This is a genomic window from Arthrobacter sp. 05T410 (genome assembly GCF_056396505.1).
In genome coordinates, this window is sequence record NZ_JBFTLP010000006.1 from 207,353 (window position 1) to 225,814 (window position 18,462).

At 69.5% G+C, this 18,462-nt stretch carries 18 protein-coding genes; 3 read left to right on the top strand and 15 right to left on the bottom strand.

Features of this window, described 5'->3' with window-relative positions; all coding sequences use genetic code 11:
- Positions 1-10: 10 nt before the first annotated feature.
- Positions 11-1,135 carry a glycerate kinase gene (locus AC1DFR_RS11170; RefSeq protein WP_476873328.1) on the bottom strand — a complete coding sequence of 375 codons (1,125 nt, stop codon included), beginning with the start codon at positions 1,133-1,135 and terminating at the stop codon, positions 11-13.
- 184 nt (positions 1,136-1,319) lie between these two features.
- On the opposite strand from AC1DFR_RS11170, the gene AC1DFR_RS11175 reads away from it, so the two are divergent.
- On the top strand, positions 1,320-2,051 hold the full coding sequence (locus AC1DFR_RS11175; protein WP_476873329.1) for a histidine phosphatase family protein: 732 nt from the start codon (positions 1,320-1,322) through the stop codon (positions 2,049-2,051).
- Positions 2,052-2,128: 77 nt separating this feature from the next.
- Here AC1DFR_RS11175 and AC1DFR_RS11180 read toward each other — a convergent pair whose 3' ends face one another.
- The 9 genes from AC1DFR_RS11180 to AC1DFR_RS11220 form a co-directional block, all read right to left on the bottom strand.
- On the bottom strand, positions 2,129-2,971 hold the full coding sequence (locus AC1DFR_RS11180) for a glycerophosphodiester phosphodiesterase family protein (RefSeq protein WP_476873330.1): 843 nt from the start codon (positions 2,969-2,971) through the stop codon (positions 2,129-2,131).
- A 92-nt stretch (positions 2,972-3,063) separates the two neighbouring features.
- Positions 3,064-3,327, bottom strand: a complete 264-nt coding sequence (locus tag AC1DFR_RS11185; RefSeq protein WP_476849936.1) for a hypothetical protein — start codon at positions 3,325-3,327, stop codon at positions 3,064-3,066.
- A 187-nt stretch (positions 3,328-3,514) separates the two neighbouring features.
- Complete coding sequence (locus AC1DFR_RS11190) at positions 3,515-4,333, bottom strand: HAD family hydrolase (RefSeq protein ID WP_476859533.1); 819 nt, start codon at positions 4,331-4,333, stop codon at positions 3,515-3,517.
- Positions 4,334-4,497: 164 nt separating this feature from the next.
- A complete protein-coding gene (locus tag AC1DFR_RS11195; protein WP_223914728.1) occupies positions 4,498-5,010 on the bottom strand; it encodes a YbhB/YbcL family Raf kinase inhibitor-like protein in 513 nt (170 codons plus the stop codon).
- A gap of 13 nt (positions 5,011-5,023) precedes the next feature.
- Positions 5,024-5,977, bottom strand: coding sequence for a carbohydrate kinase family protein (locus tag AC1DFR_RS11200; protein ID WP_476873331.1), 954 nt, complete (start codon positions 5,975-5,977; stop codon positions 5,024-5,026).
- Positions 5,978-6,074: 97 nt separating this feature from the next.
- A complete protein-coding gene (locus AC1DFR_RS11205) occupies positions 6,075-7,436 on the bottom strand; it encodes an MBL fold metallo-hydrolase (RefSeq protein WP_476873332.1) in 1,362 nt (453 codons plus the stop codon).
- 30 nt (positions 7,437-7,466) lie between these two features.
- Positions 7,467-7,769: a rhodanese-like domain-containing protein gene (locus AC1DFR_RS11210; protein WP_028275958.1), complete on the bottom strand. Its 303-nt coding sequence runs from the start codon at positions 7,767-7,769 to the stop codon at positions 7,467-7,469.
- A gap of 140 nt (positions 7,770-7,909) precedes the next feature.
- On the bottom strand, positions 7,910-9,292 hold the full coding sequence (gene nhaA, locus AC1DFR_RS11215) for a Na+/H+ antiporter NhaA (protein WP_476859535.1): 1,383 nt from the start codon (positions 9,290-9,292) through the stop codon (positions 7,910-7,912).
- A 136-nt stretch (positions 9,293-9,428) separates the two neighbouring features.
- Positions 9,429-10,226, bottom strand: a complete 798-nt coding sequence (locus AC1DFR_RS11220; protein WP_223914733.1) for an alpha/beta hydrolase — start codon at positions 10,224-10,226, stop codon at positions 9,429-9,431.
- A gap of 255 nt (positions 10,227-10,481) precedes the next feature.
- Between AC1DFR_RS11220 and AC1DFR_RS11225 the strand changes: the two genes are divergently transcribed.
- Positions 10,482-11,588, top strand: coding sequence for a GTP pyrophosphokinase (locus AC1DFR_RS11225; RefSeq protein ID WP_223914734.1), 1,107 nt, complete (start codon positions 10,482-10,484; stop codon positions 11,586-11,588).
- A gap of 171 nt (positions 11,589-11,759) precedes the next feature.
- On the opposite strand, the gene AC1DFR_RS11230 is transcribed toward AC1DFR_RS11225, so the two are convergent.
- The gene (locus AC1DFR_RS11230; protein ID WP_028275954.1) at positions 11,760-12,044 is read right to left on the bottom strand and encodes a DUF1540 domain-containing protein; all 285 of its coding nucleotides are present in this window, start codon (positions 12,042-12,044) and stop codon (positions 11,760-11,762) included.
- A gap of 126 nt (positions 12,045-12,170) precedes the next feature.
- Positions 12,171-13,691 (bottom strand): SulP family inorganic anion transporter, encoded by a 1,521-nt coding sequence (locus AC1DFR_RS11235; RefSeq protein ID WP_476873333.1) that lies wholly within the window; start codon positions 13,689-13,691, stop codon positions 12,171-12,173.
- Between the two features lie 251 nt (positions 13,692-13,942).
- Between AC1DFR_RS11235 and AC1DFR_RS11240 the strand changes: the two genes are divergently transcribed.
- Positions 13,943-14,992, top strand: coding sequence for a bile acid:sodium symporter family protein (locus AC1DFR_RS11240; protein WP_476873334.1), 1,050 nt, complete (start codon positions 13,943-13,945; stop codon positions 14,990-14,992).
- Positions 14,993-14,997: 5 nt separating this feature from the next.
- Here AC1DFR_RS11240 and AC1DFR_RS11245 read toward each other — a convergent pair whose 3' ends face one another.
- The 3 genes from AC1DFR_RS11245 to AC1DFR_RS11255 form a co-directional block, all read right to left on the bottom strand.
- Positions 14,998-15,573: a LacI family DNA-binding transcriptional regulator gene (locus AC1DFR_RS11245; protein ID WP_476873335.1), complete on the bottom strand. Its 576-nt coding sequence runs from the start codon at positions 15,571-15,573 to the stop codon at positions 14,998-15,000.
- An 80-nt stretch (positions 15,574-15,653) separates the two neighbouring features.
- Complete coding sequence (locus AC1DFR_RS11250; RefSeq protein ID WP_476873336.1) at positions 15,654-16,232, bottom strand: GNAT family N-acetyltransferase; 579 nt, start codon at positions 16,230-16,232, stop codon at positions 15,654-15,656.
- Positions 16,229-18,235, bottom strand: coding sequence for an FAD/NAD(P)-binding protein (locus AC1DFR_RS11255; RefSeq protein WP_476873337.1), 2,007 nt, complete (start codon positions 18,233-18,235; stop codon positions 16,229-16,231). The genes AC1DFR_RS11250 and AC1DFR_RS11255 overlap by 4 nt, the downstream gene beginning before the upstream one ends.
- Positions 18,236-18,462 lie beyond the last annotated feature (227 nt).

Genomic DNA, 18,462 nt, shown 5'->3' on the forward strand with positions numbered 1-18,462 from the left:
GGAAGGCGCGTCAGGCGCCTTCGAGGACCTGGCTGGTGACCCAGGTGAGGTACTTTGCGGCGTTTGCTACTGCGTCCTGGGGGCTGCCGGCGACGTCCAGCAGCTGCGCCGCGGCCACCACGCCGTGACGGGCAAGGTCCTCCGGGGTGACGAGGATCCGGCCGGCCACCACGACCACCGGAATGCCAAGGGCCTGGGCGGCATCGGCGAGGGCAATCGGCGCCTTGCCTGCCAGCGATTGGCTGTCCATGGAGCCTTCCCCGGTGATGACCAAATCAGCCACCGCGAGTTTCGCGTCCAGCCCGGTGAGACCGGCCACCAGCTCGAAGCCGCCTTCCAGGGCGGCCGTGCTGAAGGCCAGGAACGACGCCGGGAACCCGCCGGCCGCTCCGGCGCCGGGCACGTTGACGTCCCGGCCGGTACTCTGGCGCAGGACCGAAGCCCAGTTGCGCAGGCCGGCGTCGAGCAGTTCCACCGCATCGGCGTCGGCGCCTTTTTGCGGTCCGAACACGTGTGCCGCGCCGTCACTGCCGAACAGCGGGTTTTGGACGTCGACGGCGATCCGGAACTTCACCCCGGCCAGCCGCGGGTCGAGGCCGCTGACGTCCACGGACGCGACGTCGGCAAGCGACCCTCCGCCGAGCGGCACCACGTTGCCGGCGGCGTCCAACGGCTTGAGTCCGAGGGCGCGGAGGGCCCCGCTGCCGCCGTCGCTCATGGCCGAACCGCCCACGCCCAGCACGATTTCCGTGGCACCGGCGTCCAGTGCGGCGGCGATCAGCTGGCCGCAGCCGTAGCTGTGGGCGCGCAGCGCGTTGGCCGGTGTGGGCTCCATGTGCGCCAGCCCTGAGGCCTGCGCCGTTTCAATCACCGCGGTGGCCCCGCCGAAAGCATCCGCCCGGATGGCCCACGCGGCACCGATCGGGGCCAGGATCGGGCCGACGACCGCGTTGAGCCGTTCCTCATAGCCGGCCGCGACGGCCGCCTCGAGGGTCCCTTCGCCGCCGTCGGCCACCGGAAACTGGATGGCGTCGGCCTCGGGGTAGACGCGCAGGGCGCCTTCGGCAATGGCCGCGGCGGCTTCGACGGCGGTGAGGGAGCCCTTGAACTTGTCCGGGGCGATGAGGATGCGCATGGCTCTATCCTGCCAGCCCGGCGGCCCCGGATGTTGCTCGCCCCGGTGCAGGGACAAATCCGCGCCACCGGGAGTAACCTGTCTGCCACACATATTCCAGCCCGGGCCAGCCCGGCTGAGGACGACGTTGGAAAGCAACGGATGGGGGGGAACGGTGAGCCACTATGGACACGGCGTTCCGGGCGTGACCGAGTTACTGCTCGTGCGGCACGGTGAAAGCCAGGGCAACGTTGCCGCCACGCTGGCTCAGCAGGCCGGCGCGCATGTCATCGATGTCCCGGCCCGGGATGCGGATATCGGATTGTCGGACACGGGACGGGAGCAGGCGCTGGCCCTGGGCAGGCTCCTCGCCGGCTACCCGGACGGCCGGCGCACGCCAGTCTGGTCCTCGCCCTACCTGCGCGCGCGCCAGACCGCGGAACTCGCCGTCCAGACCGGCGGCTGGCAAACATCTATCCTGATCGATGAGCGGCTGCGCGACCGTGAGCTCGGGATCCTGGACATGCTCACTTCGGCCGGGGTGGAAGCCCGCCTCCCGGAGGAGGCCGGCCGGCGGCGGCGGCTCGGCAAGTTCTACTACCGTCCCCCGGGCGGCGAGTCCTGGGCGGACGTCGTGCTGCGGCTTCGCTCGCTGCTCGCTGACCTCGACAAGAGGCATCCCGGCGGCGGCATCCTGCTGGTCTGCCACGACGCCGTGATCCTGCTCATCCGCTACATCCTGGAGGGGCTCTCGGAGGAGCAGCTGCTGGACATCGCGGCCGCCTCCCCCATCCTCAACGCCTCCGTCAGCCGCTTCGTCCGGCCCGGCGGCCGGGGGGAATGGCAGCTGGAGGCGTTCAATATGGCCGACCACCTCACGAGCGAAGAAGTCCCGGTAACCCAGCACTCGGGAGACGCCGATGTCCACCCCCGCTAATTTCCGGCAGACGAAACGCCGCCCCCAGGTCTCGGCCGCCACCCCCGCTTTGCTGCGCGCTTGGCCGGAGCGACCCTTCAGGACCAGGTTCCGCGCTCCTGGAGGACCGACTTGAGCAGGTCCGCGCGGTCCGTGACAATCCCGTCGACGCCAAGGTCAAGCAGCCGGTGCATTTCCGCGGGCTCGTTGATTGTCCACACGTGGACCTGCAGCCCGTGCCGGTGTGCCCGCCGGATGAAGCCCGGCGTCACCACCGTCACGGCGCCGTAGCGGACGGGGACCTGCAGGGCGTGGACTCCGCGCAGTGCCCGGCGCACCACGGCGGACATCAGCGGCGTCGGCAGCACGGGGCCCAGCAGGACGAACACGGCGTTGGACACGATGCCGGCCGAGCTCGCGGCGGGACGGCTCAGCTGCTTCAGCACTGCCCGGCGCCGCCGGTCCGAGAAACTGGCCACCAGCACGCGGTCGTGCAGTCCGTGGCGTTCGATCGCCGAGGCCAGGGTGCCCACGGAGTTCCAGTCCTTGACGTCGATATTGAGCCGGACGTCCGGGAAGGCAGCGATCAACTCATCGAACCGCGGGATCGGTTCGGTCCCGCCGATCCTGGCCCGGGCCACGGTTGAGGCGGGAAGGTCAGCGATTTGGCCTCGGCCCTCCGTGATCCGGTCCAGGGTCTTGTCGTGGAAGAGCACCAACACGCCGTCGGCCGTGGTGTGCACGTCCGTCTCCAGATGCCGGAACCCGAGGTCGACGGCGGCGCGGAACGCGGCCATCGAGTTCTCCAGCCCGTCCAGTGAGAAGCCCCGGTGGGCCAGCGCCAGCGGCGCCCGGGAACCGCCAGGGGCCGGGGTGGCGGCGCCCTCCGGGCCGCCGTCGCGATCCCCGCGAGGGGCAAAGTAGGGGTGCAGGTCAGTCACTCCTGAAGCGTACCTTGGTCTGCCGGGACCGGGATTCGACCGGGGTTTGCGGGCCGGCACTGGCGGGCCGGGTCAGCGGGCCTCAGTGGGCCTCAGTGGGACGGGGTGTCAGGAGCCTGCTGGCGGATTTCGACGCCGTCGCTGCAGTGCAGCAGCGTGCGGCCGCGGCCGCCGTCGAGGTCGACCCAAACGACGCTGTGGTCCGCCGTCACGGCGTCCACAAGGCCGCCGGTCTCAAGGCCCGGGGCGAGCCGGACGCTGACGCGGTCGCCCTGGCGCAACTGCCTCCAGTGTCGGTCCGGTTCCACCGGGTGCAGGGGTTGTTCGTCCGTGTTGTTGATGCGGTGCCTGGCCATGATGTCCCCATTCTCGGTCAAACGTTTCGTCGCGAGCTTCCAGCCTAGGAGGCCAAGGTGAACGCCAGTTGACCGCGAGCTGGGAATCCGGTGTCCGCCGGGAACCGGGCGACCGGTGGGGGGACCTGGGCCGGGCGTGGGACCCGGGGCCGGGGCGGGTGTGGGGAGCGGGTGCGGGACCGGGGTTTTAGGGCAGCCGGACGCCCAGTTCGGCGAGCTTGGACTCGAGGATCTGGGCGACGCCGTCGTCGTCGAAGTGCGGGGCCTGCCGGCCGGCGGCCCGGATCGCTTCCGGGTGGCCGCTGGCCATCGCGTAGCCGTGCCCGGCCCAGCGAAGCATCTCGATGTCGTTGGGCATGTCCCCGAATGCCACCACGTCCGCGGCGCCGATGCCGAGGGACGACGCATATTCAGCCAGGGCCACGGCCTTGTTCACGCCTGGCAGGGACAGCTCGAGGAGCGCCATGTTCGGCGCCGAGTGCGTCGCGGCGGCCAGATGGGCGACGGCGGGCGTCACCTCGGCGAGGAACTCGTCGGCGGTGCCTTCGCGGACAATGGCCAGGAACTTCGCCACGGCGTCCGCCTCCGTGAGGGTGGTGTGAAGCGGGGCCGGGGTGAATTCCGCGAGCAGTTCGCTCGAGCCGTTTTCGATAAAGCCCGGTTCCAGATGGAAGCCGGTCAGGGTTTCGGCGGCAAACAGCGCGGACGGACGCAGCCGCTTGATGATGCGGCGGGCCTCGAACATGGCGTCGAGGTCCAGTGTCCGCGCCGAGAGCAGGCGGTCGGCCTCGAGGTCCCACACGACGGCGCCGTTGGAGCAGATGACCGTTCCGGCATGCCCCAGCTGGTCCTGCAGGGGGTGGAGCCAGCGCGGCGGCCGTCCGGTGACGAACACCAGTTCCAGCCCGGCGTCGCGGCAGGCGTGGAACGCGCGGACGGTCCGGTCGCTGATTTTGCCGTCATGGCCGAGGATCGTTCCGTCAATGTCACTTGCTACCAGCCGCATAGTGCCAGTCTACGTGCGCCGGGGCGGCAGGCCCTCGCGGCCGCATTCGCCGAGTTCGCCGGACCGCGTCGGGTTCGCCGGACAATCACGGCGAACTGGGGAGGTTCCGGCGAACTCGGCGACAGGGGCGACAGGGGCGACAGGCTCGGCGGGCGGCGGCGGGCTCAGTGACGTTCGAAGATGCCGGTCAGCGTGCCCCGGCCCAGGGTGTGCTGCGACAGCTTCGCCTCCAAGCTGCCCGGAGCGGTGTGCTCGTTGAGTCCGGACGGTGCGATGTCGAGCGCGTGGACGGTGATGACGTACCGGTGCGGCCCGTGTCCGGGAGGCGGTGCGGCGCCCAGGTAGCCATGGAATCCGGCGTCGTTCTTCAACTGGATGGCGCCCGCGGGAAGGAGCCTGCCGCCCTCGGCGCCCGCTCCTGCCGGCAACGACGTGACGTCGGCGGGGACGTCCAGCACGGCCCAGTGCCAGAAGCCGCCGCGCCCCGGGGCGTCAGGGTCGAACATCGTCACCGCGTAGCCCTTGGTGCCGGCCGGGGCGCCGCTCCAGCTCAGCTGCGGGGATTCGTCCCGGCCGCCGGCGCGCATTTTGCCGCTGCGTTGGGCGGCCGGGAGCGTCTGGCCCTCCGCGTAGGATTCACTGCGGACGGGGAACACCGGAACATCGTGCCGTGTCATGGCTGCCTTTCACTCACTGCAGGGGCTGGGCCCCCATTTCCATCCGTGCCAGTTCCGCGCGCGTGGGCGGGTTCGCGCCGGCGCGGGACACGGTGACCGCCGCTGCCCGGGAGGCATGGGCGAGGACATCGCGGAGGCTTTCGGCGGAGAGTTCGCGCAGGCCCTTGCGGTTTTGTGCCCCGTCCAGGCCCAGATCCACCACGCCGGACAGGAGCGCGGCCATGAAGGAATCCCCGGCGCCGACTGTGTCCGCGACGTTGATCTCAGGGGCCGGGAACTGCGCCTCACCGGCGGCGTTGATGCCCCAGGGCCCCTTGCTGCCGCGGGTCACCACCACCATTGCCGGCCCTTCGGAACCGCCCAACGCCTGCCAGCGGCGGGCCGAGTCCAGCGGGTCCACGCCCGGGTATAGCCATTCGAGGTCCTCGTCGGAGGCCTTCACAACGTCGGCGAGGCGCACAAACTTTTCGGCCTGCCCGCGGGCGTAGTCCACGTCCGGGATGATGCTGGGACGGCAATTGGGGTCGAAGCTGATGGTGGCGGACGGGTGGGCGCGCTCGACGGCGGCAAACACGTCGGCGGCGCCCGGCGCCAGCATGGTGGCGATCGAACCGGTGTGCAGCAGCGTGGTTCCCTGGAGCAGGAACGACAGTCGCGCCGCGACGCCGGGAAGCTCCCAGGCGAGGTCGAAGGTATACGTGGCGGCGCCGGCGTCGTCGATCAGGGCGGAGGCCACACTGGTGGGCAGCTCGTCGGGTCCCAGCGGGAGCAGCACGGAGCTCGACTTCAGGTGCGCGGCCAGGGCCTCGCCATACGCATCGCGGCCGTAGCGGCCGATGAACTGGACCGGATGGTCCAGCCGCGCCAGCCCCACCGCCACGTTGAGGGGGCTGCCGCCGACATGGGCCTGGACGCCGGAGGACCGCTGGACAACATCAACCAGCCCCTCGCCAATAACTGTGAGCATGACCATACTCTGCCAGAGAATGCGCTCCGGTGCCGTGTGTTGCGCCCCCACCCGATTCCGCCCTGTCGGCGTCACTGCCCGGCGTCACTGCCGGCGCTCAGGCCGCGGTGGTGTCCAGCGCGATCCCCGCGGACGCGGCATGGGCAAACCTGGCGTCGATGTGGACCACGTCCCGGCCTGCCCGTTGCAGGAGGCTGGCGGCGACCCCGGCACGGTACCCGGAGCCGCAGTGCACCCAAAGTTTCCCGGCGGGAATGTCGCCGAGGCGCAGCAACAGTTCGTGCAGCGGCACGTTGACCGCGCCCACCACGCGGGCGGCGGCGAATTCGTCGGCCCGGCGCACGTCCAGGACGGTGTCCTCAGGCGCCCGGCCGGCGAGCATGCCGTCCCAGCCCACGCGCGGGTAGGAGGCGAGGCCGGCCTGCGGGGCGAGGGCGTGCGGCTCGGAACCGAGCGCGGCGTCGGGGGATTCGATGCCGATCCGGGAGAGGTCGCGGATGGCGTTCTCAACGTCTTCCAGCGAGCCCACCAGGGTCAGCGGTTCGCGCCATGGCAGCACCCAGCCGAGATAGGTGGTGAAACTGGAGCCGGAGCCATACTCAAAACTGACGCTGCCCTTGAGGTGGCTGTTGGCGAACGCCACGCGCCGGCGCAGGTCCACCACCCACTCGCCGCCGTCCAGGCGCCGGGTGAGTTCGGCGGCATCGAGCGATGCCGGAACGGCCAGCTCGGCAGGGCCCGGGCCCCGGACATTGGCCGGGCTCATGTGCGCGTAGTAGGAGGGGTGGTCCGTGAGGTTGGCGATGAGCTGGCGGACGAAGTGGTCCTCATCGGGGTCCGTCAGGGCGTGGTTGGCGGCAAGCTGCTCGCCGATGGTGGAGGACCGGGCACCGCTGGCGGGTCCGGAGGAGCAGAACGAGCCGAATCCGTGGGTCGGGAACAGCGCCGCGTCAGGGCCGGCCTCTGCGGCGAGGCGACGGACCGAGGCGTACTGGTCGTGGGTCAAGCCAACGGTGTCCGCCTCGGCGACAAGGTCCGTGCGGCCCACCGAGCCATACAGGAGGCTGCCGCCCGAGAAGACGGCCTGCTTCCCGCCGTCGTCCACGATGAACGACAGGTGGGTATGCGTGTGCCCCGGCGTGGCGACCGCCTTGACCGTAAGCGAGCCCACGCGGACCGTTTGGCCGTCCGTGATGGGAGTGCGCTCGAACCCGACGGCGTCCGCGGCGTTGACGAGATAGCTGGCGCCGTGGGCGCGGGCCAGGATCAGCCCGCCGGTGATGTAGTCATTGTGCATGTGCGTTTCGGCCACGTGCGTGATGGCTACCCCGGCGTCACGGGCGGCCGCCTCGATGCGGTCCGTGTCGCGCTGCGGGTCGATCGCCAGCGCCACCGAGCCGTCGTGGACCAGGTAGCTGCGGTCCCCGAGCTGCGGGGTCTCGATGACGATGACTTCCATGGTCCCTCCGGTGCGGTCAGCCCTTGAAGGTCAGCCCCGGTTGACGGGGTGTCCCTCGTCCTGCCACTTCATGATCCCGCCGGTGACGTTGACGGCGTCGTATCCCTGGTCCTCCAGGTAGGTGGCGGCCTGGGCACTGCGGCCCCCGGCGGCGCACATGACGTAGACGGTGCCGCTGGCCGGGACCTCGGCGAGGGACTGGACGAACCGTGAGAGCGGGATGCTCCGGGCGCCGGGAACGCGGACGGCGACGTATTCGTCTTCCTCGCGGACATCGACGATTTCGGTGGCATCGCCCAGGGCGGCCAGGTCCTTGACGGAAATGCTCTTCATGCCTGTTCCTTTCGCGGGCGCCAGATGGCCCGGCGCGCGTATTCCAGCTCAATCATGATACCCCTTGGGGTATCATTGACCCTCCGGACGGCCCCTCCCGCCACACCCCTAAATATAGCCCGTCGGCCTGGCCTGCCAACCTAGCCTGCGGGGCGGTCCTGCTGGTAGACGTCCGGGATGCCGTCGTGGTCCGAGTCGACCTGTTCCGCCTCCTCCGCACGCCGGTACTGGTGGTTGCGTGTCCGGAGCACCGTGGTGGCAAGGAGCGCGGCGAGCAGTGAGGCCGCGAGGATCCCTACCTTCGCGTGGTCTTCATGCGCAGTGCCCTGGCCGAAGCTCAACTCGGCAAGCAGCAGCGAGACGGTGAAACCGATGCCGGCGAGGATGGCGAGGCCGAAGACGTCAATCCACTTGAAGGACCCGTCCAGGCGGGCCCGCGTGACTTTGGTGATGAGCCATGTGGTGCCGAGGATGCCCGCCGGCTTTCCGGCAACCAGCGCCACGATGATGCCCACCGCCACGGGGTCCGTCAGGGCGGCGCCGAGGCCCTGCCAGCCGCCTATGGCCACCCCGGCGGAAAAGAACGCGAAGACCGGGACGGCGATCCCGGCCGAGATGGGGCGGAACCGGTGTTCGAAAATCTCCGCCAGGCCCGGGCCGGCTTCAGGGCCGCCGCTGGCCTTCGAACGTTTGACGGGAATGGCAAATCCGAGCAGGACCCCGGCCACGGTGGCGTGGATGCCTGATGCGTGCACGAGGGCCCACGTCGCGAAGCCGAGCGGCAGCAGGATCACCCAGGCTGCGGCTGCGTGCGTGCCGAAGAACCGCCGGTATTTGTGCGCCAGGAACGTGTAGAGGCCCAGCGGGAGCAGGGCCAGCAGGAACGGCTCGGGGTGGAGATCGCTGGTGTAGAAGATCGCGATGATGGCGATGGCCAGGAGGTCGTCGACGACGGCGAGGGTCAGCAGGAAGATCCGCAGCGCACTGGGCAGGTGGGAACCGATGAGCGCCAGCACCGCGACGGCGAAGGCGATGTCGGTGGCGGTGGGAATGGCCCAGCCGTGCAGCGTTTCGGGACCGGAGAGGTTGATGGCCGCGTAGATGAGTGCCGGAACGGCCACACCGCCAACGGCGGCGGCCACCGGAACCACGGATTTGCTCGGCTCGCGCAGGTCGCCGGCGACGAACTCGCGCTTGAGTTCGAGCCCCACCAGGAAGAAGAAGATGGCCAGCAGTCCGTCGGCGGCCCAGGCGCCCAGGCTCAGGTCCAGATGCCAGGGCGCGTAGCCGATGGTGAAGTCGCGCAGTGCGAAGTAACTCTCCGAGGCCGGTGAGTTGGCCCAGATAAGGGCCACCATCGCCGCGGCGACCAGCAGGGCGCCGCCCACGGTTTCCTTGCGGAGGATCTCGCCGATCCGCAGGGCCTCGGCATAGCTGCCCCGGCCGAAAATGGTGAGGCGGGGCGGCGAAGGAGGAGGCGGTGTTGGTGAAGAGGGTGTTGGCGAAGGGGGCAGGGCGCTCATGGGATCCTCAAAATGGGGTCGACGGAACTATGCCGACCAGACTTCCCGGCGCACCTGCGCTCCAGTCTATTCGCTTTCGCCGGCCAGGGGATGCCGTCGGGGACACCGGGGCCCCATCCCGGCCGCCGGGCGGACTTCAGACCAGCAGCTGCTGCACGAGTTCACGGCATTTCCGGTATGCGGGTGCCTTTGGATCGATGAGCGCGAAGTGGTCGCCCGGGACCTTGAGCAGCTGGACCGGCGCGCCGGCGGCCTTGGCTGCGCCGGCGTAGGTCTCGGACTGGCTCACCGGCACGGTATCGTCCTCCGTGCCGTGAACGGCATATACGGGCACGCCCAGCGGCACCGCACTCATGGGGTCGGCAAATTTATGCCGTTTGGGATATTTCTCCGATGAGCCGCCCAGGAAGTTGCTGACGGCGCCGTTGCTGAGGTTGAGCCGCTCGGCGGCCGCGAGGTTAAGTACCCCCGACTGGCTGACGACGCCGGTGAGCTGCACCGCGCCGTCGTCGTCGCCCCGACGCGTCAGCTGGCGGTCCGCGTCCGGGGCACCAAGCCCCGCGAGCCGGCGCCGTCCCGCCGCCCAGACGGCGAGGTGGCCGCCTGCCGAGTGGCCCAGGGCCACCACGCGGTCCAGTCCCAGCCCGTGCTCGTCAGCCAGTTCACCGAGCTTGTCGATGCCGGCCAGGACGTCGGCGAACGTGTTGGGCCAGCCTCCGCCGTTGCCGGCCCGCCGGTACTCCAGGTTCCAGGCCGCCATGCCGTGCGCGGCGAGGTCCTTGGCAAGGGGCTCCCCCAGTTCTGCGCCGTACTGCGAACGCCAGTACCCGCCATGGATCACCACCACCACGCCCTTGGGCGCGGCAACATCCGGGAGGAAGAGCTCACCCCACTGGCTGGGGTCCTCGCCATATTGGTACTTGTGCCTCTTCACAGCGTCCTCCTTGGGGCCCGGTGAACAGGCGGCGGAGACTGCCCCCAGAGTCACCGCCGCTGCGGCCGCGATCATAGTCCGCCGCCGCATTTCAGCCATATGCTGAGCCTACCTTGGGCACCAAGCGGCCCAGCGCAGGCCGGGCCCCTCCCATGCCGGGCCCCTCCCATGCCTGCTGCGCCGCCCTTGCCTGCGGGCGTGCCCGGCGTTGCCAGCCTGCGGGCCGGTGCCGGTGGTGCGCCGTAAGCTGGATCCATGGCGAGCAACTGGGACCGTTTGGACGTGAGCCTGCGCGATTCCGTGCAGGAGAACGTGGAGTTGTACGAGCGGGTCCGGCCTGCCCTGAAGCTGGTCACCCGGGAGGTCCTGCTCACGCTGCGGACCATGCTCAAGGACACCGAAGTCACGCCGTTGTTCGTCACCGGACGCACCAAGACCGTTGAATCCTTCCGCGAGAAGATTTCCCGCATTGAGGAACCGCTGGAGCCGGGCGGGCCACCTGTGCTGAAGTTCCCGGACCCGTTCCGGACCCTGAATGACATGGTGGGAATCCGTGTGATCACGAAGCTACCGGCGGAAAACGCGGTGGTGGCGAATCTGATCAAGCGCCAGCGCCAGCTCTTTGACTGCCGGGGGGACCGGGAAAAGGACATCGGCTCGATCGAGTCCGGCACATACGGCTACTCGAGCCGGCACCTGATCCTGCGGACCATCCAGAACGAGGCCGTCAAGGACTACCAGCTGGCCTTCAACCCGGACGTCCCGCCGAACGGCAGCTACTTCTTCGAGTGCCAGATCCGCACCGTCTTCGCCCACGCCTGGAGCGAGATCGAGCACGACATCCGGTTCAAGGCCGAGGACCCGCGGGCCTGGACCCCGCACTTCGACCGCCAGTTCACCGCGACGGCCGCCATGCTGGAGACCGTGGAGAGCGCGTTCTCGGACCTGCACGAACGCTACGAGGAGGTCCGCGGCTACTGGGACATGGACGGTGAGGGTGCCGCGCAGCTGACGCCCAACCGGATCCGCGACGTCTGGCGGACCCTGCTGCCGCACGTGGACCGGAAGGTCGACGACGACTGGGGCTGGGCCGCGGAGCTCATGGCCGCCCACGGCCTCAACCAGACCATGCAGCTCGCCGGGCTGCTTAGCGCCAACCGGATCACCGAGGTCCGCAAGGCCCTGGACCACCGCTACTCCCCCGGGCCGGACCGGCTGCTCGATGACCTGCTGCTGTGGCAGTACGGCACCGAACACATCGAGCTCACCGCCGAGCCGGCCGACGCCGTCCCGCACCCCCGGCGCGACAGCCTCCTGCGGCGGCTCAAGCAGATCGAACGGTACCGGCTCACCCAGGGCTAGCGCGCCTGCCTCAGCGGATGCCCTCTGCCACCACCGATTCTCCCCACCTTTGAACCAGCGACGCCGGTCCTCACCGGCGGTTCGGCCCGACACGCCGGGTGCGGCGACCAAAGGTGGGGAATTTCAGCGCCAGCGGGGCGGATGTTCGATGGACGCGGACGGCGGGTGCGGCTACGTGTGGGCGTAGGTGAGGCAGTCGGCGTTGTCGACGCCCGGACCCACATGAACTTCGGGCGCCTTGCACATCAGATGGTCGTTGTGGGTGCACTCGGAACGCTGGCAGGCGCCGACGTCGGCCAGCACCTTGGGGAGCCCGCCGTGCACCCCGATGTCTATAAAGGTCGCGCAGGAGGCATGATCTGCGGCGCCGCCGACGGTAATGGCGGCCGCGTTGCAGTGGGAGTGGTCATTGAAGGAGCAATTGCTCACGCTGCAGTCGGCTACGTGCGTCGTCATTGGATTTCCTCCATGCTCCGGCCACCCGGACGGGCGGCGCCGTAAATCCACGCTAGGCCGCACCAAGGCAAACAAAAAGACCCAAACGTGTGACCTAATACCGGCCCGACCGGTCGCGCCGCCCCGTCAGTTCCCCGCGCCGAGCTTGCCGGCCAGGCGTTCGCGCATCAGGGCGCTGGCCCGGTTCAGGCCCACGACGTCGACGCTCTTGCCGTGCTGCCGGTACTTCTCCGTGATGGCATCCAAAGCGGCGATCGTGGAGGTGTCCCACAGGTGGGAGTCGCGCATGTCGATGACGACGCGTTCGGGGTCCAGTGCGTACTCGAACTGGGTGTAGAGGTCATTCGCGGAGGCGAAGAACAGCTCGCCGTCCACGCGATACGTGGCCCGGCCGCCGTCGTGTTCCGTCACGGTGCGCTCGACGGTGACGAAGTGGGCCACCCGCCTGGCGAACAGGACCATCGCGACGAGTACGCCGACGCCGACGCCGGTTGCCAGGTTGTGCGTGGCAACGGTGACCACCACCGTCGCTGCCATGACGGCGGTTTCGCTCTTGGGCAGGGCCTTGAGGGTGGCGGGCCGGATGCTGTGCCAGTCAAAGGTGGCAACTGATACGAAAATCATGACGGCCACGAGCGCGGCCATCGGGATGAGGGACACAATGTCTCCGAGTGCCACCACGAGGATGAGCAGGAAGACGCCGGCCAGAAGGGTGGAGATCCGGGTCCGGGCGCCGGAGGCTTTGACGTTGATCATGGTCTGGCCGATCATTGCGCAACCGCCCATGCCGCCGAAAATGCCGGTGACAATGTTCGCGACGCCCTGCCCCCAGGCCTCGCGGGTCTTGGCTGAACGCGTGTCCGTGATGTCATCCACGAGCTTCGCGGTCATGAGGGATTCGAGCAGGCCCACGAAGGCCATGGCCAGCGCGAACGGGAAGATGACCTGCAACGTTTCGAACGTGTTCGGCACGTTGGGCAGTGACAAAGAGGGCAGCGAGTCCGGCAGTGCACCCTTGTCCCCCACAGTGGGAACGACGACGGCGGCCGTCACCGTGATGAGCGTCAGGGCCACAATGGCCACGAGGGGTGCGGGGACTGCTTTGGTGAGCCTGGGCAGGCCGAAGACGATCAGCAGGCCCAGCGCGGTGAGCGGGTAGACCAGCCAGGGCACCCCGATCAGCTCGGGCACCTGCGACAGAAAGATCAGGATGGCCAGGGCGTTCACAAACCCCACCATGACCGGGCGGGGGATGAACCGCATCAGTTTCGCCACGCCGGAGAGGCCCAGCACGATCTGGAAAATGCCGGCCAGAATCACCGCCGCCACAAGGTAATCCAGTCCGTGGGACTTCACCAGTGGGGCGATCACCAGGGCGACGGCGCCGGTGGCCGCAGAAATCATCGCCGGACGGCCGCCGACGAAGGCGATGGTCACTGCCATCGTGAAGGACGCGAAGAGCCCGATCCTCGGGTCTACGCCGGCGATGATCGAGAAGGCGATCGCTTCAGGAATCAGAGCCAGTGCCACCACGAGGCCGCCCAAAACCTCGGTCTTGAGCCGTCGCGGGGACGTCAAGGCGCCTCGGACCGATTGCAGTTGCGCAGGCGTGGCGGCCGGGGCCTGCGCGTCGATACTGGTGGCCATCGCTGGCTCCGTTCGTGGTCAAGGAGGCCGAACGGCCTCCAGATGTCAAAGAATGTGCAGAAATCAGGGAAGGTGGGGCGCTGCGTCGCGCCGGGGTGGGGAGTTCGCCTTTTCGGGCTCACCCACGCAATGAACCCTACCCGTCGGATTCCCGCCCGCACGGCCGCACGGCGGCATAAAAATCTGACATATTTGTCCGACAGGTGGTCACGAAGTGGCCACCCCGTGGACGCCGGTGGCACCATTCTTGGATGCTTGAGGCAACTAAAACTTCGAATACCGCCCGGGACGCGGGCACTGCCGCCGACGTCCCGGCCAATCCCGCCCTCGCCGCCGAGGCAAAGATTGCCCGCATCGCGGTGACGGTCTTCCCGGTCCTTGTGGTGGTGGCCGGACTCGCCGGCTTCCTGCTCCCCGGCGCGTTCAAACCCCTCGCCCCCAGCGTGCCCTTCCTGCTGGGCATCATCATGTTCTGCATGGGCCTGACGCTGACGCCGCCCGATTTCGCGTCGGTGGCCAAGCGGCCCTGGGCCGTGGCCCTGGGAATTGTGGCGCACTACGTCATCATGCCGGGGGCCGGCTGGCTGATCGCCGTCGGCCTCCACCTCGAGCCGGAGCTTGCGGTGGGCCTGATCCTGGTGGGCTGCGCGCCGTCGGGCACCGCCTCCAACGTGATGGCGTTCCTCGCCAAGGGCGACGTCGCCCTGTCCGTGGCCGTCGCCTCCGTGTCCACCCTGATCGCGCCGATCGTGACGCCGCTGCTGGTGCTGTTCCTGGCCGGCTCGTACCTGAACATCGACGCCGGGGGCATGGTCCAGGACATCGTCAAGACCGTCCTCCTGCCGGTCATCGCCGGACTGCTGGCCCGCCTCTTCCTCAAGAAGCTCGTGGCCAAGGTCCTGCCCGCGCTGCCGTGGGCCTCGGCCGTCGTGATTTCCCTGATCGTCGCGATTGTCGTGGCCGGCAGCGCCAGCAAGATCGTCGCCGCGGGCGGCATCGTGTTCCTCGCCGTGGTGCTGCACAACGGCTTCGGCCTGGGTCTGGGCTACCTGGCCGGCAAGCTGGGGCGCCTGGATGACAAGGCGCGCAGGGCCCTCGCCTTCGAGGTCGGGATGCAGAATTCCGGCCTGGCCGCCACCCTCGCCACCGCGCACTTCGGCGCGTTGGCGGCGCTGCCGTCTGCGGTCTTCTCCCTGTGGCACAACGTCTCCGGCGCGATCGTGGCCGCGTGGCTGGCCCGCCGTCCCCTCCGGGAGGCCGCAACCCAGGACGCAGCACCGGAGGCCGCGCTGAAAGCCTAAGGTGCCTAACCCCGCAACTGTGCCAGCAGCAGAATGACGGCGCGCCCGGCCAGGATCTCGGGGGTGTCCGTGCCGGCGGGGACCACCTCGTGTCCGCCCTGGACAGCAAGGCTGCCGGGCCCGGCGTCGTCCGTGATGAACACGTGGGGCGTGCCGCGGCCAGCGGGCTCTGCCATGGCGCCGGAATCGTCGTCCGTCGTCGGCGCGCTGGTGTGGATCACGCCGTCGGCTCCGCCGGAGAGCATGAACTGCCGCCAGTTCCCGCCCAGCAGGATGACCGACTGGTAGCCGTGCTCCGGCAGGATCCTGGCCAGCACCGTGGCGATGGCCCTGTCCCGGGGCTGCTCGAGGTCCGGGACGGCCACGGCCACCAGCTCCGTCCGGCCCCGGCGCATTCCCCGGGCGGCACTGTTGGCCACATAGCCAAGTTCACGGACCGCGGCGTGCACCCGGTCCTGGGTGGCTTCGCTGATCCGGGTGGTACCGCCGGAGCGGCCGGAGAGCACATAGGAGACGGTGGTCAGGGAGACCCCGGCCGTCTGCGCGACATCGCGGATGGTGGGCTTGGATCCAGGCCGCACTGATGACTCCCGGCTGTTTCTCCGCGGGTCCGCGGCGGCTCGTGAAAACGTTGTTTTAGGGCAGACCCCCTGTGTGAACTCTAGCCCGAAGCGCCGGTTCCCGGCCGACGCCGACCAAGCAGCGCGGCGGGGTTTGCGGCGGGCAGGTCCTTGGTGAATGCCAGCGGCCCGATGGTTTCCGGGTCGGCGGAGAGATCGAACTGTGCCTCGTAACCGGTGCTCAGGTAGAGGTGTTTCGCCTCCGGCTGGCGCGGGCCGGTTGTCAGGTAGACCTTCCGGTAGCCGCGACGGCCGGCCAGCGCCTCCAGCTCGGCAAGGACAAACCGGGCCAGTCCGCGGCGGCGGTGCGCTGAATGCGTCCAGATCCGCTTGAACTCGGCGGTCTGCGGGCCGTGCCGGCGGAACGCGCCGCCGGCCACGGATTCGCCGTTCTCGCGCACAATCAGCAGGGCCCCGCCCGGCGCGGCGAATTCCTCGGCCGGGTAACGGTTGAGTTCCTCCGCGGCGGCCCCGCGGCCAAAGAGGCTGCCGTAGCGGGTGTCGTATTCGAGCGCGAGCTCGTCCAGGAGCGGACGGACCCTGGGATCGCTCATGGGGAGATTGAGGACCGTCAGCGCGGCGGTGTCCACGGGCGGGGTGTGTAGTGGGGACGGGGTCATGACGGATCCTTTCCGCCGGCGGCGGCCTGCGGCACCGCCCGGCCGGCGTCCGTTTGATCGTTGTTCGCCAGGCCGCTGTCGGCCGGGCCGTTGTTGGGGTTCGCCAGCAGGTTCAGGACTCGCCGGGCCAGGGCATCGTTTTCGCGGAACGGCGCGGCGTTGGTGCCGGGCCGGGCGAAGGCGCCGGCGCCCCAGCCGGAAGTACCGGGCCCGACGCCGAACAGCCGTTCGCGCCGCTCCCCCACCGGACTGATGAGCTCGTTGTGGGCGGACACCAGGAGCCGTCCGGTCGCGTGCGTGCCGTCGGCAGTGAGGAGCTGCTGTTCAGTGCCGAGCCCGGAGGCGTGCAGCTGGCGCAGCAGCGGGTTCGCGGAGCGGGCCACCGACGGCGCCGGGAGCCGGGCCTCGATCAGGGCCGGCGCTGACACGCTGATCCCGGATTGGGCCGAGCGGGCGACGAACCGGCCCGAGTACTCCGCGGCCTCGATCTCCAGTCCCGGGCCAATGAACTGCAGCAGACCGGCCCGGTGGATCGCCAGCATCTCCCGCAGCCTGCGCGGCGGCGGCCCGGAATCCACGAAGCTGAAGAAGCCGTGCCACCAGCCCTGGACCTCCCGCTGCGACCGTGCGTTCAGCCGCTCGGACGGCACCAGCCGGCCCAGGTCCATGTAGGACTTCAGCAAGGAAGTGAACAGGGCCAGGGTTTCCGAATGGTCCGGCCCGGTGCGCAGCTCAAGGTCGCGGCCAATGTACGCTGCCACCGCCGACTGGAAGTCTGCGTGGCCGGCGAAAACGCGGCCGGCGAAGGGATGGTCCAGCCGTTCGAGGTCCAGGTGGAGCCCTGCGTCCGGGACGGACCCGGCGACGAGCCGCCGGCGCTCCTGGCTGTACCAGTCCGCAGCGGCGAACCGTTCGGCGAATTCCCGCCAGCCGATCCGGACCCGTTCCGGGTAGCCGGTGAACAGCTCGCGGTAGTACGCGTAACCGGCGTCCTTGGCGATCAGGGGCCACAGCTGGGCGCGGAAGTCCACCTCGCCAGGCGCATCCAGCAGCGCCGTGACGGCGTCGGCCGTGAAGAACGCCGGCTCGCCCGCTGCGTCGCCGCGCAGGGCGGACGTGATCTTGGAGTGGTAGGGCACGCCGCGGCGGGAGCCGGCCCACAGCCGCGGCTCGGCACCGGAGGGCACGTAGCGCAGGCGGCCGCCTGGCAGCTCCTCGAATCTGCCGCCGCGGCCCTCCATGAGCAGGACCAGCAGGTCCACGAAGGCCAGGCCCATGCCGGAGACAATCACGTCCTGGCCGGCGGCGAGGGGTGAGTAGTCGACGTCGGTGGTGTAGCTGGGCGCCGCGTGGAACGCGCCGTGCCGGGCGGCAAAACCTGCCCACGCCGCAGACTCCTCATTGGGCAGCGCATCCGTGTGCCCCAGGGAGGCGATCACGACGTCGGCGTGCAGTACCGCGCCGCCGGCCAGCCGGACGCGGTAGCGTTCCGGACCTTGGTCGGCTTCATGCTGCACCGGCTCGACGGCGGACGCCGTGTCCCGGTGCGCGGTGACGGTGGTGTCCGGTCCAAGGGCGGCGACGGAGCGGCGGAAGAACCATTCCAGGTAGACACTCTGCAGCTGCCGAGTGGGGAAGGTGGCACCGGTGAGGGCGGCCAGCTGGCGCCGGAGTTCCGCCGGCAGCTCCGGAACATCCGCGATGGACCCGTCCAGGACCCCGGCGGCCCACTTTGCCAGGCCGGGGCCGTCGACCGCGGGTCCCTCGCATTGGACGGAGGCATCCGTGAACATCGTGACGTCCGCCGCCGCGGAGTTGAGCATCAGCCCGGGATGCTGCTCGTAACGCCAGATCCTGCCGGCACCCGGGGTGTGCGGCTCCACGACGTGGATCTGCAGGGCGCCGTCGAGCAGCTCCGGCCGGTTGGCGGCGAGGCGTTCCAGCAGCCCGGCCGCGCGCGGGCCGCCGCCGATGAGGACCACGGATGGGGCATTCACTGGCATGACGGTCTCCTGGCTCGGGTGCGGAGCCCTCATGCTAGGCACCCGAAATGGAGCCGGTCGAGGCGCCGGTCACGGCCGTTCACCCCGCGTAATGCGGCGTAAATCGAGGCAAGAATTCGTCGTGTGACGCCGTGCGAACCTGCGTGAACGTATGCAACCTGCCGCCTTGCCGCGCGTTTTCGCACGGCCCTAGATTGGCAGCCAACTACCCCCACAGCAACTGGAAG